This is a genomic window from Polaromonas sp., assembly GCF_029945685.1.
Taxonomy (GTDB): domain Bacteria; phylum Pseudomonadota; class Gammaproteobacteria; order Burkholderiales; family Burkholderiaceae_C; genus Polaromonas.
Genome location: NZ_JAQSDA010000003.1, coordinates 315,357 through 330,092 on the forward strand (window position 1 = coordinate 315,357; position 14,736 = coordinate 330,092).

Below are 14,736 nucleotides of genomic sequence, written 5' to 3' on the forward strand. Positions count from 1 at the left end.
GACGGTGCAAGACACATGGACACACCGCACCGTCTTGTTGAACGAAGCAGTCGCAGCGCTTCAGGTCAATCCGGACGGGCACTACATCGACGCGACCTTCGGGCGCGGCGGCCACTCGCGACTCATTCTTTCGCAGCTGTCCGCCCAGGGGCGGCTCACCGCCTTCGACAAGGACCCGGAAGCCATTGCCGAGGCCAACACCATCGCCGACCCGCGCCTTGTCATCCGTCATCAGGCGTTCAGCCATCTGGGCGAGATGCCGGCGGGCAGTGCGGCGGGCATCCTGCTGGACCTGGGCATCAGTTCGCCCCAGATCGACAACCCGGCGCGGGGCTTTTCCTTCCGCGGCGACGGGCCGCTGGACATGCGCATGGACAGCACACGCGGGCAGAGTGTGGCCGAGTGGCTGGCAGATGCAGAGACAGACACCATTGCGGAGGTCATTCGTGAATATGGCGAAGAACGGTTTGCTGTCCAGATCGCAAAGGCGATTGATCGTCGCCGACAGGAGCGGGGCGTTATTGCAACCACCGCTGAACTGGCCGAGGTCGTGGCTGGCGCGGTCAAAACCCGCGAGCCGGGCAAGGACCCTGCAACGCGCACATTTCAGGCTTTTCGGATTTTCATCAACGCCGAGCTTGAAGAGCTGCAACAGGCGCTAGAGGCTTCCCTCAAAGTATTGCAACCGGGAGGACGTTTGGTGGTGATCAGTTTCCATTCGCTGGAAGACCGCATCGTCAAGCAATTCATCGCCGAGCATTCGCGCGAGGTGTTCGACCGCCGCGCGCCGTTTGCCGCGCCCAAGGCCATGCGGCTCAAGGCGCTGGAGCGTGTCAAGCCCGGTGCCGACGAAGTGGCGGCCAACCCGCGCTCGCGCAGCGCCGTCATGCGTGTGGCCGAACGGACCGAGGTGCCGGTGCAGGTGAGCCCCCAGCGTTACCCGGGCACTTCAGCATGACACGCCTGAACCTAGTCCTGCTGATGGCCGTGCTGGTCAGCGCGCTGTACCTGGTGCATACGCAGTACGAATCGCGCCGGCTGTTTGTCGAGCTGGAAAAAACCGCGGCACTCAGCCGTCAGCTCGAGTCCGACAAGGAGCGCCTGCAGGTGGAAAAGCGCGCGCAGGCCACGCCGTTGCGGGTGGAGCAGCTTTCAAGGGACCGGCTGCAGATGCGTTCGGCAACCCCTGCCATCACGCAATACGTCACTTACAGGAATCCGTCTGCTGCAGGTAACGCTCATGAGTAGAAGCGTGCGTTACACCTCCAGTCCGCTGCTGGCCAGCAAGACGCCGGTCTGGCGCAGCAAGCTGATCGTCGCAGGTATCGCCCTGGCTTTTGCCGGGCTGGCCGGCCGGGCGGCGTATGTGCAGGTGGTTGGCAACGAGTTCTTTCAACGGCAGGGTGAAGTCCGTTTTGCCCGCACGCTGGAGCTGCCTGCGAACCGCGGCCGTATTCTGGATCGCAATGGGCTCATTCTGGCGTCCAGCGTTCCGGCGGCCAGCATCTGGGCGATTCCCGAGGATGTCGAGGCGAGCAAGGCCCAGTTGATCGAACTGGCCAGGCTGCTGGAAATGCCGGTGGCCGAGCTGCAGAAGAAACTGGCCAACGAGGACAAGTCCTTTGTATGGGTCAAGCGTCAGGTCGACGAGTCTGTGGCGCAGCAGATCCACAGCCTGGGAATCAAGGGCATTTACCACCGCAAGGACTACAAGCGCAAGTATCCCGAAGGTGAGACCTCCGCGCATGTGGTCGGCTTCACGAATGTGGAGGACCGCGGACAGGAAGGCATCGAGCTCACGTTCAACAAGGAACTGGCGGGCAAGCCGGGGTCGCGGCGCGTGATCAAGGACAGGCTCGGGCGCGTGGTCGAGAGCATCGGGGAGCAGGTGCCGCCGGTGGAGGGCAGGGACATCCAGCTCAGCGTGGATAGCAAGGTGCAATTTTTCGCCTACCAGAAGCTGCGCGATGCTGTGATCGCCCGCAAGGCCAAGGCCGGCAGTGTGGTTGTGCTCGATACGATCACGGGCGAAGTGCTGGCCCTGGCCAACTATCCGAGTTATGTGCCTGATAAGCGGCAGAATCTCACGGGCGAGCAGTTGCGCAATCGTGCGGTGACAGATACTTTTGAACCGGGCTCGACCATGAAGCCCATCACCGTGGCCATGGCCCTCGAGGCGGGCCGCATCAAACCAGGCACCCTCATCGAAACCGGGCCGGGGCGGATCAGCATTGGCGGCTTCACCATCAGCGATACCCACAATTACGGCACGCTCACCGTGGAAGGGGTCATCCAGAAGTCCAGCAATGTCGGCGCCCTCAAGATAGCCCAGAAGATGACCCCGCATGAGATGTGGGACACCTACGTCGCGCTTGGCTACGGGCAGAAGCCGCAAATCGAATTTCCGGGAGCGGTCACGGGCCGCTTGCGCCCGTGGAAGTCATGGCGGCCCGTCGAGCAAGCCACCATGTCTTATGGCTATGGCCTGTCCGCCTCGCTGTTTCAGATGGCGCATTCCTACACCTCTTTTGCGCATGATGGCCGGATCATCCCGGTGACCATGCTCAAGAGCAGTGAGCCTGCAACCGGCGTGCGGGTGTTTTCGCCGGAGAACGCACACGCGATCAGGAAAATGCTGCAGATGGCAGCGGCGCCGGGCGGCACCGGCCAGCTGGCGCAGACCGTCGGTTACTCGGTGGGAGGCAAGTCCGGCACCGCGCACAAGCAGGTCGGCAAGGGGTATGCGAGCAACAAATACCGCGCCTGGTTCACTGGCATGGCACCGATTGAAGCTCCCCGCATCATTGTGGCCGTGATGATTGATGAACCCAGCGACGGAACCTACTATGGCGGGCTGGCAGCCGCGCCGGTCTTCAGCGAAGTCGTGCAGCAGACCTTGCGCATGATGGGCGTGCAGCCCGATATGGCCGTCAAGCCGCAGATCGTCACCAACCCGGTGGAGGAGTCGTTCTGATGGAGCGGCTGCACACCCCTGAGCAGGCTGCGCGCTGGTTGCGCCAGCGCGTGAGCGGCAGTCTCTGGACGGACAGCCGCAAGGTTGGTGCCGGTGACGGCTTTATCGCCTGGCCGGGTGCTGCCACCGATGCGCGCCAGTACGTGGCCGACGTCCTGGCCGCCGGCGCCGAGGCCTGCCTGGTGGAGCAGGCCGGAGCGGAGGTCTTTGCCTTCAGCGACAGCCGTGTCGCAGCCTACAGCGGCCTGAAAACGGCGACAGCACCGATAGCTGCGGCTTATTTCGAGCAGCCAAGCAGAAAGCTGGAAGTGCTGGCCGTGACCGGCACCAACGGCAAGACCTCGACCGCCTGGTGGCTGGCGCAGGCCCTGGGCAAGCTGGGCCGGCGCTGCGGTGTGGTCGGCACGCTGGGCATGGGCCAGCCGGACGCCATGGTCTTCAACGGCCTGACCACGCCCGATCCGGTGTTGCTGCAGCAGCAGCTCCGGCGCTGGGTCGACGAGGGCTTTTCAGCATGTGCGCTGGAGGCCTCGTCGATCGGCATTGCCGAGCACCGGCTGGACGCTACCGACATACGCGTGGCGATTTTCACCAACTTCACACAGGACCACCTCGACTACCACCAGACCATGCAAGCGTACTGGGATGCCAAGGCGCGGCTGTTTGGCTGGCCCGGCCTGAAAGCGGCGGTGATCAACATCGATGACACGCATGGGGCGGCGCTGGCCGTGTCGCTGCGCGAGGCGGATCTCGACGTCTGGACCGTGTCCTGCCTGGCGCCCGCTCGCCTGCAGGCCCAGGCCATCCATCACGGCCTGGAGTTTCTGGGCTTTGATGTGGTCGAGGGCGATGAACGGCACCGCCTTTCGACCGCGCTGGTCGGGCAGTACAACGTTTCCAACCTGCTGGGTGTGGCGGCAGCCTTGCGCGCGCTGGGCCTGCCTTTGAAGGATGTGGTCAAAGCCTGCGCCCACCTGTCGCCGGTGCCCGGGCGCATGGACGCCATTGCGGTGCCGGGCCGGCCGCTGGTGGTGGTGGACTATGCCCACACCCCCGACGCCCTGGAGAAGGTGCTGGGCGCGCTGCGGCCGCTGGCCGCCGGTCGTTCGGGACAACTCTGGTGCGTTTTTGGCTGCGGCGGTGAGCGCGATGCGAGCAAGCGGCCGCTGATGGCGGCAGCGGCGGAAAAAGGGGCGGACCGTACGGTGGTGACCAGTGACAACCCGCGCAGCGAAAACCCCGACGCCATCATCGGCCAGATCCTGCAGGGTTTTTCCCGCCGCGATGCGGTGCACGTTCAGGCAGACCGTGCCCAGGCGATTGCGCATGCGGTGAGCCAGGCGCAGGCCGGCGATGTGGTGCTGATTGCGGGCAAGGGCCACGAGAGTTACCAGGAAACCGCCGGTGTCAAACGGCCGTTTTCAGACAAGGCCCAGGCCGAGGCGGCACTGGACCAGGGTGCGAGTCGTCATGCCGCGCCGGGAGGCCTTGCATGATGACCTTGCAACAAGCCCTGCAGTGGTTGCCGTCAGGCCGGCTGGCGGGCGACGGCGGGCTGGTGTTCCAGCGTGTGCACACGGATACGCGCAGCCTGCAAACTGGCGACTTGTTTGTAGCGCTCAAGGGCGAACGCTTTGACGCCCATGATTTCCTCGCCCAGGCTAAAAATGCCGGCGCGGTGGCGGCCCTGGCTGAGCACGGCTTGAGTGCTGAACTCCCCGGCCTGCTGGTGGCCGATTCAAAACAGGCGCTGGGCCAGCTTGCCGCCAGCTGGCGGTCGCAGTTCAGCTTGCCGCTGATTGCGGTGACCGGCAGCAATGGCAAGACCACGGTCACGCAAATGCTGGCGTCCATCCTGCGCGCCTGGAAGCAGGATGGTGCTTTTGCGACCGAAGGCAACTTCAACAATGACATTGGCGTGCCTTTGACATTGCTGCGTCTGCGTGCCACCCACCAGGCCGGCGTGGTCGAGCTGGGCATGAACCACCCTGGCGAAATTGCCAGTCTCGCAGCCATGGCGCGGCCCACCGTGGCCCTGGTCAACAATGCGCAGCGCGAACACCTGGAATTCATGGCCACGGTAGAAGCCGTCGCCCGCGAGAACGGCGCGGTCATCGCGGCACTGCCGGCCTCTGGCGTTGCGGTGTTTCCGGCCGACGAGATATACACACCGCTGTGGCGGGAACTTGCCGGGTCCCGCACGGTGCTGACCTTTGCCGAGTCGGGCGGGGCCGACGTCACCGGCAACGCGCACTGGCTGGGTGGCGCCTGGCAGGTGCAGGCCGGCACGCCGCAGGGCGCTTTCGGTTTTTCCCTGCAGGTCGCCGGCCGGCACAACGTCAAAAATGCCCTGGCTGCCACGGCCTGCGCCCTGGCGGCCGGCGCGCCGCTGGCGGCCATTGCTGCCGGCTTGTCGGCCTTTGTCCCGGTCAAGGGCCGCTCGCGCGCCCTTCAGCTCCAGGCGGCGGGCCAGGCCCTCACGCTGATCGACGACAGCTACAACGCCAACCCGGATTCCGTGCGCGCCGCCATCGACGTGCTGGCCGAACTGCCGGGGCCGCGCCTGCTGGTGCTGGGCGACATGGGCGAGGTCGGCGATCAGGGGCCTGCTTTCCATGTCGAGGTCGGTAACCATGCGCGTGAGCGCGGCATCGAGCAGGTGTTCACGCTGGGCGCGCAGTCCGCCGACGCTGCCAGGGCCTTCGGCAACGGCCGGCATTTTGGTGACGACATCGATGCCCTGAAGGCCGCCGTGATGGCTGCTTTGCCAGGCATGGCCAGCGTACTGGTCAAGGGTTCGCGCTTCATGAAGATGGAGCGTGTGGTCGAGGCGGTCATGGCCATCGCACAACAACAAGAGGAGAAGGCATGAGCCCCCACGTTCACCTACGTTCACTGCCCCCCGAAGGGGCGTGCGCCTCCTTTGAGGCGGCTCGGCAGGAGGTCCCCCATGCTGCTTAGCCTGGCCCAGTGGCTGCAAACCCTGACCCCCGAGTTCGGCTACTTCCGGGTGTTCCAGTACCTGACGTTTCGCGCGGTCATGGCCGCCTTGACAGCCTTGCTGATCGGGTTGATCGCCGGACCCTTTGTGATTCGCCGCCTGACGCATCTCAAGATTGGCCAGCCCATCCGTGAATATGCGATGCAGACCCACCTGAGCAAGAGCGGCACCCCGACCATGGGCGGCGTGCTGATCCTGCTGGCCATCGGCATGTCCACGCTGCTCTGGTTTGACCTGAGCAACCGTTTTGTCTGGATTGTGCTGATCGTCACGCTCGGGTTTGGCGCCATCGGCTGGGCCGACGACTGGCGCAAGGTGGTGCACAAGGACCCCGAAGGCATGCGCTCGCGGGAGAAATACTTCTGGCAGTCGGTGATCGGGCTGCTTGCCGCCCTGTACCTGGTGTTCAGCATTTCGGAAAGTTCCAACCTGCGGGTGCTGGAGCTGTTCATGAGCTGGGTGCAATCCGGTTTTGACGTGAACCTGCCGCCCAAGGCCGGGTTGCAGCTGCCCTTCTTCAAGGAAATCAGTTACCCGCTCGGCGTGTTTGGATTTGTGCTGCTCACCTACCTCGTGATTGTCGGCTCCAGCAATGCGGTGAACCTGACCGACGGGCTGGACGGGCTGGCGATCATGCCGGTCGTGATGGTCGGCTCGGCGCTCGGTGTGTTTGCCTATGTGACGGGCAGTGCCGTCTACTCAAAGTACCTGTTTTTTCCGCACATCCCGGGTTCGGGGGAATTGCTGATTTTCTGCTCGGCCATGGCTGGCGCCGGCCTGGCCTTTTTGTGGTTCAACACCCATCCCGCGCAGGTTTTCATGGGCGACGTGGGCGCGCTGGCGCTGGGCGCCGCGCTGGGGACGATTGCGGTCATCGTGCGCCAGGAAATCGTGCTGGCCATCATGGGCGGCATCTTTGTTGTCGAAGCCCTGTCGGTGATGCTGCAGGTGATGTATTTCAAGTACAGCCGCATGCGGTTTGGCGAAGGTCGGCGCCTGTTTCGTATGGCTCCGTTGCACCATCATTTCGAGAAGAGCGGCTGGAAGGAAACGCAGGTGGTCGTGCGCTTCTGGATCATCACCATGTTGCTGTGCCTGGTCGGCCTGTCGACCCTGAAATTGAGATGAATACCAACGAATCTCCCCACCCCGGCGATGCGCCCGGACAGCCTCCAGCGGAGGTGACGCCGGTGCATGGACTGGCGGCCGAGCCTGTGCCGGCGCAGGATGCGGCGCCGGCATTGCCAGCGGAAACGCCCGGGGAGGAGCCGGTGCTGCAGGCCGCGCTGGAAGACGCGGGTCCGGGCCGTACCGGGGTGTCGGGCAAAGCGGCTGCACGGTCCCTGCCGGAGACCCTGACGGCCGCGCGCGATGCGGCCGAGTTTGTCGCGCAATTGTTCGCCGATGTGAGTACGCCCGATCAGGCCGCGCCAATCGCTCCCGAGGTCCACGTGCCGCCGCCGGCCGACGAAACCGAGCAGGAAGACGCGGAAGGCGACGCTGCCGCCGCCGGGTCATCCGGCCAGGCGCCGGTGTCGGCGTTGCGCGACCTGCATGTCCTCATTCTCGGCCTGGGTGCTTCGGGGCTGGCCATGGCGCGCTGGTGCGTGCGCCAGGGTGCACGTGTCACGGTGGCCGATACCCGCGAGAGCCCGCCCCAGCTGACCAACTTGCTGGCCGATCTGCCCCAGGTCGCTTTCCGCGCCGGCGCTTTCGAGTCCGGTCTGGTCGAGGGCACCGACATCCGCGCCGTCTTCAAGAGCCCGGGCCTGTCGCCTGTCGTGTTTGCTCCGGTCTGGCAGGCGGCGCAGGCCATCGGCCTGTGGACAGGCGGGGAGCTGGACCTGTTCGCCCGCGCCCTGCACGAGCTGCAGGGTGAACGCGCTTACGCCCCCAAGGTGCTGGCGATCACCGGCACGAACGGCAAGACCACCACGACCGCGCTGACCGGCCAGCTGGTGGCCCATGGCGGCAAGACCGTGGCGGTGGCGGGAAACATCGGTCCCAACCTGCTGGACATGCTGGCCGGGCACCTCGATGCGGGCAGCCTGCCCGAGGTCTGGGTGCTGGAGCTGTCGAGCTTCCAGCTCGACGGTGTGCAGGGCTTCGAGCCCACCGCTGCCGCGGTGTTGAACCTGACGCAGGACCATCTGGACTGGCACGGCACCATGCAGGCCTACGGCGCGGCCAAGGCGCGCATCTTTGGCAGCCGGGGCCTGCTGGTGCTCAACCGTGATGATGCGGCGGTCATGGCCATGCTGCCAGAACCGGTCCGCCTCAAGCTGCAGAAGCCGAAGTGGCGCGAGTATGTGAGCTTTGGGCTGGAGGCCCCGCAGCGGCCGGGTGACTATGGCATCGAAACCGTCAATGGCATGGCCTGGCTGGTGCGTGCCGCAGAGGCGGATGAAACGATCAAGCGCCGCAAGGACGAAGAAGTGGTGTTGTACATCCAGCGCCTGATGCCGGTCGAGGCCATGCGCCTGCGCGGCCGCCACAACGCCACCAACGCGCTGGCCGCGCTGGCGCTGGCCGGCACGGCGGGCTGCACCATGGCTTCCATGCTGCACGGCTTGCGTGAATACACCGGCGAGCCGCACCGCGTGACGCCGGTTGCGGTGGTGCGCGACGTCGAGTATTTTGACGACAGCAAGGGCACCAACGTGGGCGCCACCGTGGCGGCGCTGACTGGCCTGGGCGCCGAACGCAAGCTGGTCCTGATCGCCGGGGGGGAAGGCAAGGGGCAGGATTTTTCTCCGCTGGCCGCACCCGTGCGCCAGCATGCCAGGGCGGTCGTGCTGATCGGTCGCGATGCGCCGTTGATCCGTGCCGCGCTGGAGGGCACGGGTGTTCCGCTGCTCGATGCCGATTCCATGCAGACCGCCGTGGAACTGGCGGCCCGGCAGGCGCACACCGGCGATGCGGTGTTGATGTCGCCGGCCTGCGCGAGTTTTGACATGTTCGACAACTATGGGCACCGTGCTCAGGTGTTTTGCGACGCCGTGCAGGCGCTCGCCCAGGATGCGGGGGTACTGTCATGACGGTGGCCGCCCGTCTTTCCGGATGGTTCTCCAGCCTCGGCGGGGCAGCGCCCGAGGGGTTGCCAGTCCGGCTGGGCGGCCAGCGCCGCTCGCGTTCCGAATCGGCGCCGGTACGCATGTCGGGAGTGGACCAGGCGTTGATCTGGGTCACGGTGGCCCTGCTGGTCTGGGGCCTGGTCATGGTGTACTCCGCGTCCATCGCCATGCCGGATAACCCGAAATTCTCGCGTTATGCACACACCCACTTCCTGCTGCGCCATGCGCTGTCGCTGGGGGTGGCCTTTGCCATTGCCCTGCTGACCTTCCAGGTGCCGGTCTCGACCTGGGAAAAAATCGCTCCCTGGCTGTTCGTGGCCTCGCTGGTGATGTTGATGCTGGTGCTGATTCCCTTCATCGGCAAGGGCGTCAATGGCGCGCGCCGCTGGATCTCGCTGGGCTTCATGAACTTCCAGCCCTCGGAGCTCGCGAAGTTTGCGGTGCTGCTGTATGCCGCCGACTACATGGTGCGCAAGATGGAGGTCAAGGAGCGCTTTTTCCGCGCCGTCATGCCGATGGCCGTTGCGATTGGCATTGTGGGGTTGTTGTTGCTCGCCGAACCGGACATGGGCGCCTTCATGGTCATCTCCGTGATCGCCATGGGCATACTTTTCCTCGGCGGTGTCAATGCCCGCATGTTTTTTGTCATCGCCACCGTGGTGGTGATCGCCTTTGCCCTGATGGTGATGCTCAGCGACTGGCGGCGTGAGCGCATTTTTGCCTACCTGGACCCGTGGAGTGACAAGTACGCGCTGGGCAAGGGCTACCAGCTCTCGCATTCGCTGATTGCCTTTGGGCGCGGCGAGATTTTCGGCGTGGGCCTGGGCGGCAGCATCGAAAAACTGCACTGGCTGCCGGAAGCCCACACCGACTTCCTGCTGGCCGTGATCGGCGAGGAGTTCGGCTTCCTTGGCGTGTTGTGTGTCATCGGCGCCTTCATGTGGATGACTCGCCGCATCATGCACATCGGCCGCCAGTCGATTGCGCTGGACCGCCTGTTTGCCGGCCTGGTCGCGCAGGGTGTGGGCATCTGGATCGGCTTCCAGGCCTTCATCAACATGGGCGTGAACCTCGGCGCCTTGCCGACCAAGGGCCTCACCCTGCCGCTCATGAGTTACGGCGGCTCGGCGATTCTGATGAACCTGATCTCTCTCGCGGTGGTGCTGCGGATTGATTATGAAAACAGGCTTTTGATGCGCGGAGGCCGCGCATGAAAAGCCTGTTTCACCAAAACTGGCTCGGCGCGCAGCGCCCCAAGGCGCAAAGCGGCTTGGTTGATGCGCGGAGGGCGACCATGAGCTACCTGGCGAGGGGCCCCATCTTGATGGGGATCGACAGTAAAGCGAATGGGATGCGTTGCCGACGCCTGACGGGGCGCATTGTGCTGAAGTGCCGGAGGCAACAAGCATGAGCGATATCAGCAAATGCGCGCTCGTCATGGCTGGTGGCACCGGTGGCCACATCTTTCCGGGCCTGGCCGTGGCCGAGGCGCTGCGTGAGCGTGGCTGGCGTGTGCACTGGCTGGGTGGCAGGGGCACAGCCGACCATCCCAGCATGGAGAGCCAGCTGGTGCCGCCGCGCGGTTTTCCCTTTGAGAGCATTGAGTTTTCGGGTGTGCGCGGCAAGGGCGTGGCCACGCTGGCCCTGTTGCCGCTGCGCCTGCTCAAGGCCTTCTGGCAAAGCATGGCCGTCGTGCGCCGCGTCAGGCCCGACGTGGTCGTGGGGCTGGGCGGCTACATCGCCTTTCCGGCCGGCCTGATGAGTGTGCTGCTGGGCAAACCGTTGGTGCTGCATGAGCAGAACTCGGTTGCCGGGCTCGTCAACAAGGTACTGGCGGGTGTGGCCGACCGGGTCTTCACGGCTTTCCCCGGCGTGCTGAAAAACGCGGCCTGGGTCGGCAACCCCCTGCGCCCGGCCTTCACCCAGCAGCCCGACCCGGCGGCCCGGTTTGCCGGTCGCCGCGGGCCTTTGAGGTTGCTGGTGGTCGGTGGCAGTCTGGGCGCGCAGGCGCTGAACCGCATCGTGCCGCAGGCCCTGGCCCTGATACCCGAGGCGCAGCGTCCCCAGGTCATTCACCAGAGCGGCGCCAGGCAAATCGAGGCGCTGCGCGAAAACTACCGCGCCGCCGGCGTGCAGGCCGAACTCACCCCCTTCATCAATGACACGGCCCGGGCGTTCGCCGAGGCCGACCTGGTGGTCTGCCGCGCCGGTGCCAGCACCGTCACTGAAATTGCGGCCATCGGCGCCGCGGCGCTGTTCGTGCCGTTTCCGGCTGCGGTGGACGACCACCAGACCAGCAACGCCGCCTTTCTCGTGGACAACGGCGGCGGCTGGCTGGTGCAGCAGCGCGACCTGACACCCGAATTTCTGGCAGACATGCTACAAAAAACAGAGCGGCTAGCGCTTTTGCAGCGCGCGCTGCAGGCCAAAAAGATGCAAAAAACCGATGCCACCGCCAATGTGGTGGCCGCCTGCGAGGAGCTGGCGACATGAAACACGCGATCAAACACATTCACTTCATCGGCCTGGGCGGCTCCGGCATGTCCGGCATTGCCGAGGTTCTGCACAACCTCGGTTACGTGATCTCCGGCTCCGACCTGTCCGACAGTGCCACCTTGCGACGCCTGGCCGGGCTGGGCATCCAGACCTTTGTCGGGCATGCCGCGGACAACCTGGCCAGCGTTGACGCGGTGGTCACCTCCACGGCGGTCAAGCCGGACAACCCGGAGGTGCTGGCGGCGCGCGAAAAACGCATTCCGGTGGTGCCGCGTGCGCTGATGCTGGCCGAGCTGATGCGCCTGAAGCAGGGCATTGCGATTGCCGGCACCCACGGCAAGACCACCACCACCAGCCTGGTCGCCAGCGTGCTGGCCGAAGGCGGGCTGGATCCAACCTTTGTGATCGGCGGGCGGCTCAACAGCGCCGGCGCCAATGCCCGGCTGGGTTCGGGCGACTACATCGTGGTCGAGGCCGACGAGTCGGACGCCTCCTTCCTCAACCTGTTGCCAGTGATGGCGGTGGTGACCAACATCGATGCCGACCACATGGAAACCTATGGCCACGACTTCGGCAACCTGAAGAAGGCCTTCATTGATTTTCTGCACCGCATGCCGTTTTACGGCACGGCGATCCTGTGCACCGACGATGCGGCCGTGCGCGAGATCGTGCCGCAGATGTCCTGCCCCATTACCAGTTACGGCTTTGGTGAAGACGCGCAGGTGCGCGCGGTGAACGTGAAAGCCGTCGGCGGGCAGATGCACTTCACGGTGCAGCGGCGCAACGGCGTGATTCTTGCCGACATGCCGGTGGTGCTCAACCTTCCTGGCGAGCACAACGTGCTCAATGCCCTGTCGGCCATCGCCATCGCGGTGGAACTCAACATCCCCGACGCCGCGGTGCAGAAGGCACTGGCCGAATTCAAGGGCGTGGGCCGGCGCTTCCAGCATTACGGCGACGTGCCGGCACCGGCCGGCGGCAGTTTTACCGTGATCGATGACTACGGCCACCACCCGGTCGAGATGGCCGCCACGCTGGCGGCAGCGCGCGGCGCCTACCCGGGCCGGCGCCTGGTGCTGGCCTTCCAGCCGCACCGCTTCACCCGCACGCGTGACTGCTTCGAAGATTTTGTGAAAGTCATCGGCCAGGCCGACAGCGTGCTGCTGTCCGAGGTCTACGCCGCCGGCGAGGCGCCGATTGTGGCGGCCGACGGCCGTTCGCTGGCGCGCGCGCTGCGGGTGGCCGGCAAGGTCGAGCCGGTGTTTGTTGACGACATCGAGGCCATGCCGCAGGCGATTGCCGACAACGCCCTCGATGGCGACGTGGTGCTGTGCATGGGGGCCGGCACGATTGGTGCGGTGCCCGGCAAGGTCGTCGATTTGCTACAAAAAACAGAGCGTTCTGCGCAGGAAGGACAAGGGCTGTGAGCCTGAAAGACTCCCCATTTGGCAAGGTGGCGGTGCTGCTGGGTGGGCACTCGGCCGAGCGCGAGGTGTCGCTGATGTCGGGCCGCGGGGTGCTGGAGGCGCTGCGTTCGCGCGGCGTCGACGCCCACGCCTTCGACCCGGCAGAGCGTGAGCTCGGCGAGCTCAAGCGCGAGAACTTTGACCGCTGCTTCATTGCGTTGCACGGTCGCTTTGGTGAAGACGGCACGGTGCAGGGCGCGCTCGAGCTGATGGGCATTCCCTACACCGGCTCTGGCGTGATGGCGTCGAGCATCGCCATCGACAAGGTCATGACCAAGCGCATCTGGCTGGCCGAGGGCCTGGCAACCCCGAAATACCTGTTGCTGCGTCGGGGCGCCTTTGAGCGCCAGCAGGTGATTGCCGTCCCCGACGACCTGGGGCTGCCGCTGATCGTCAAGCCGGCGCGCGAGGGTTCCTCCATCGGCGTGGTCAAGGTGGCCGGCTATTCCGGCATGGTCGACGCGGTGGAGCAGGCGGCGCAAATGGATGCCGACGTGTTGTGCGAACAGTTCATCAGTGGTGACGAGGTGACCTGCCCGGTGCTGGGAACGGGGGATGGCGCGCGGGCCCTGCCGGTGATCCGCATCGTGGCGCCCGAGGGCAACTACGACTACCAGAACAAGTACTTCACCGACACCACGCAGTACCTGGTGCCCTGCGGGCTGCCGGTGGGCGAGGAAGCGGCGATCCAGGCGCTGGTGCTCAAGGCCTACCGCCTGCTGGGCTGCCGCGGCTGGGGCCGCCTTGATGTGATGATCGACGGCAAGACCCGCCAGCCCTACCTGCTGGAGATCAACACCTCGCCCGGCATGACCGGCCACTCGCTGGTGCCGATGTCGGCACGCGCGGCCGGCATCAGTTATGAAGACCTGTGCCTGGACGTGCTGCGTACGGCCAGCCTGGACAACCCGAGAACACAGGGAGGCGCTGCGTGAGCCAAACCCTGCCTGTCCCGCTGGACGTCAAGCTCATGAACACCACATCGCTGGTGCTGGGGCTGGCGTTTGCGGGCATGCTGGTGACCTTCGGGGTGTCGTGGCTGCTGCAGCAGAACCTGTTTCGCCTCACCGCCATCCGGGTTGGCGGTGACCTCGGTCACAACAACGCGGTCACGCTGCGCGCCAATGTCGTGCCCAAGCTGACGGGCAATTTTTTCACCGCCGATCTGGTCCGCACGCAAGCGGCATTCGAGAGTGTCCCCTGGGTGCGCAAGGCGGTGGTGCAACGCGAGTTTCCCAACCGGCTGCGGGTCGTGCTGCAGGAACACCAGGCCATCGCCTTCTGGGGTCTGGAGGGTGACGCCCGCCTGGTCAACAGCTACGGCGAGGTGTTCGAGGCCAACCAGGGCGACGTCGAGGCCGAGGATCTGCCGCTGCTCAACGGACCGCAGGGCCAGGCCGCACTGGTGCTGGCGGGTTACCGCCGGCTGGCCCCGGTATTCGAAAAAATGGACACCCGACTGGAGTTGCTGGAGCTGACGGCCCGCGGCAGCTGGCGGGCCAGGCTCGAGGACGGCGTGGTCATCGAGCTGGGGCTGGGCTCCCCCGACGAGATCCACAGCCGTGCCGAGCGATTCGCCGCCACGCTGACACAGGTGTCCAGCAGGTTCGGCCGCAACCTCGAGTCGGCCGACCTGCGTTACAGCAACGGGTATGCACTCAAGCTCCGAGGCGTCACCACCACGGTGTTGGGCGGCAAAGAGGACAGGAAAGCAAAAAGGTAAAG

Annotated in this window: 13 protein-coding genes; all 13 read left to right on the forward strand. The window is 65.4% G+C overall.

Translation table 11 applies throughout. The annotated features are described in order from the left end of the window. The first annotated feature begins 4 nt into the window (after nt 1–4). The 13 genes from rsmH (at nt 5) to PSV26_RS01860 (ending at nt 14,734) form a co-directional block, all read left to right on the forward strand. Entirely contained in the window at nt 5–958 is a 954-nt protein-coding gene (gene rsmH, locus PSV26_RS01800) for a 16S rRNA (cytosine(1402)-N(4))-methyltransferase RsmH (RefSeq protein ID WP_300566937.1), read from the forward strand. Then, nucleotides 955–1,248 (forward strand): cell division protein FtsL, encoded by a 294-nt coding sequence (ftsL, locus tag PSV26_RS01805; RefSeq protein WP_300517980.1) that lies wholly within the window; start codon nt 955–957, stop codon nt 1,246–1,248. Before rsmH ends, ftsL begins: the two co-directional genes overlap by 4 nt. Beyond that, on the forward strand, nt 1,241–2,974 hold the full coding sequence (locus PSV26_RS01810; RefSeq protein ID WP_300517984.1) for a penicillin-binding protein 2: 1,734 nt from the start codon (nt 1,241–1,243) through the stop codon (nt 2,972–2,974). The genes ftsL and PSV26_RS01810 overlap by 8 nt, the downstream gene beginning before the upstream one ends. Then, entirely contained in the window at nt 2,974–4,470 is a 1,497-nt protein-coding gene (locus tag PSV26_RS01815) for a UDP-N-acetylmuramoyl-L-alanyl-D-glutamate--2,6-diaminopimelate ligase (RefSeq protein ID WP_300566939.1), read from the forward strand. Before PSV26_RS01810 ends, PSV26_RS01815 begins: the two co-directional genes overlap by 1 nt. Continuing rightward, nucleotides 4,467–5,846, forward strand: a complete 1,380-nt coding sequence (gene murF, locus PSV26_RS01820; RefSeq protein ID WP_300566942.1) for a UDP-N-acetylmuramoyl-tripeptide--D-alanyl-D-alanine ligase — start codon at nt 4,467–4,469, stop codon at nt 5,844–5,846. The genes PSV26_RS01815 and murF overlap by 4 nt, the downstream gene beginning before the upstream one ends. Nucleotides 5,847–5,924: 78 nt before the next feature. Then, nucleotides 5,925–7,103 (forward strand): phospho-N-acetylmuramoyl-pentapeptide-transferase, encoded by a 1,179-nt coding sequence (gene mraY / locus PSV26_RS01825; protein WP_300517993.1) that lies wholly within the window; start codon nt 5,925–5,927, stop codon nt 7,101–7,103. 404 nt (nt 7,104–7,507) lie between these two features. Next, nucleotides 7,508–9,013, forward strand: coding sequence for a UDP-N-acetylmuramoyl-L-alanine--D-glutamate ligase (gene murD / locus PSV26_RS01830; RefSeq protein ID WP_300567009.1), 1,506 nt, complete (start codon nt 7,508–7,510; stop codon nt 9,011–9,013). After that, nucleotides 9,010–10,263, forward strand: a complete 1,254-nt coding sequence (gene ftsW, locus PSV26_RS01835; protein ID WP_300566943.1) for a putative lipid II flippase FtsW — start codon at nt 9,010–9,012, stop codon at nt 10,261–10,263. Before murD ends, ftsW begins: the two co-directional genes overlap by 4 nt. Continuing rightward, nucleotides 10,260–10,460, forward strand: a complete 201-nt coding sequence (locus tag PSV26_RS01840) for a hypothetical protein (protein WP_300566946.1) — start codon at nt 10,260–10,262, stop codon at nt 10,458–10,460. The genes ftsW and PSV26_RS01840 overlap by 4 nt, the downstream gene beginning before the upstream one ends. Further along, nucleotides 10,457–11,542 (forward strand): undecaprenyldiphospho-muramoylpentapeptide beta-N-acetylglucosaminyltransferase, encoded by a 1,086-nt coding sequence (murG, locus tag PSV26_RS01845; RefSeq protein WP_300566949.1) that lies wholly within the window; start codon nt 10,457–10,459, stop codon nt 11,540–11,542. The genes PSV26_RS01840 and murG overlap by 4 nt, the downstream gene beginning before the upstream one ends. Next, nucleotides 11,539–12,972: a UDP-N-acetylmuramate--L-alanine ligase gene (gene murC / locus PSV26_RS01850; protein ID WP_300566952.1), complete on the forward strand. Its 1,434-nt coding sequence runs from the start codon at nt 11,539–11,541 to the stop codon at nt 12,970–12,972. The genes murG and murC overlap by 4 nt, the downstream gene beginning before the upstream one ends. Further along, nucleotides 12,969–13,946, forward strand: coding sequence for a D-alanine--D-alanine ligase (locus tag PSV26_RS01855; RefSeq protein ID WP_300566954.1), 978 nt, complete (start codon nt 12,969–12,971; stop codon nt 13,944–13,946). The genes murC and PSV26_RS01855 overlap by 4 nt, the downstream gene beginning before the upstream one ends. After that, complete coding sequence (locus PSV26_RS01860; protein ID WP_300566957.1) at nt 13,943–14,734, forward strand: cell division protein FtsQ/DivIB; 792 nt, start codon at nt 13,943–13,945, stop codon at nt 14,732–14,734. The genes PSV26_RS01855 and PSV26_RS01860 overlap by 4 nt, the downstream gene beginning before the upstream one ends. Nucleotides 14,735–14,736: the final 2 nt, after the last annotated feature.

What these genes read in the sequence shown, in the direction of transcription:
- mraY (WP_300517993.1), top strand. Translation starts at nt 5,925, where the DNA reads ATGCTGCTTAGCCTGGCCCAGTGGCTGCAAACCCTGACCCCCGAGTTC.
- ftsW (WP_300566943.1), top strand. Translation starts at nt 9,010, where the DNA reads ATGACGGTGGCCGCCCGTCTTTCCGGATGGTTCTCCAGCCTCGGCGGG.
- PSV26_RS01810 (WP_300517984.1), top strand. Translation starts at nt 1,241, where the DNA reads ATGAGTAGAAGCGTGCGTTACACCTCCAGTCCGCTGCTGGCCAGCAAG.
- murF (WP_300566942.1), top strand. Translation starts at nt 4,467, where the DNA reads ATGATGACCTTGCAACAAGCCCTGCAGTGGTTGCCGTCAGGCCGGCTG.
- PSV26_RS01840 (WP_300566946.1), top strand. Translation starts at nt 10,260, where the DNA reads ATGAAAAGCCTGTTTCACCAAAACTGGCTCGGCGCGCAGCGCCCCAAG.
- ftsL (WP_300517980.1), top strand. Translation starts at nt 955, where the DNA reads ATGACACGCCTGAACCTAGTCCTGCTGATGGCCGTGCTGGTCAGCGCG.
- murC (WP_300566952.1), top strand. Translation starts at nt 11,539, where the DNA reads ATGAAACACGCGATCAAACACATTCACTTCATCGGCCTGGGCGGCTCC.
- murG (WP_300566949.1), top strand. Translation starts at nt 10,457, where the DNA reads ATGAGCGATATCAGCAAATGCGCGCTCGTCATGGCTGGTGGCACCGGT.
- PSV26_RS01815 (WP_300566939.1), top strand. Translation starts at nt 2,974, where the DNA reads ATGGAGCGGCTGCACACCCCTGAGCAGGCTGCGCGCTGGTTGCGCCAG.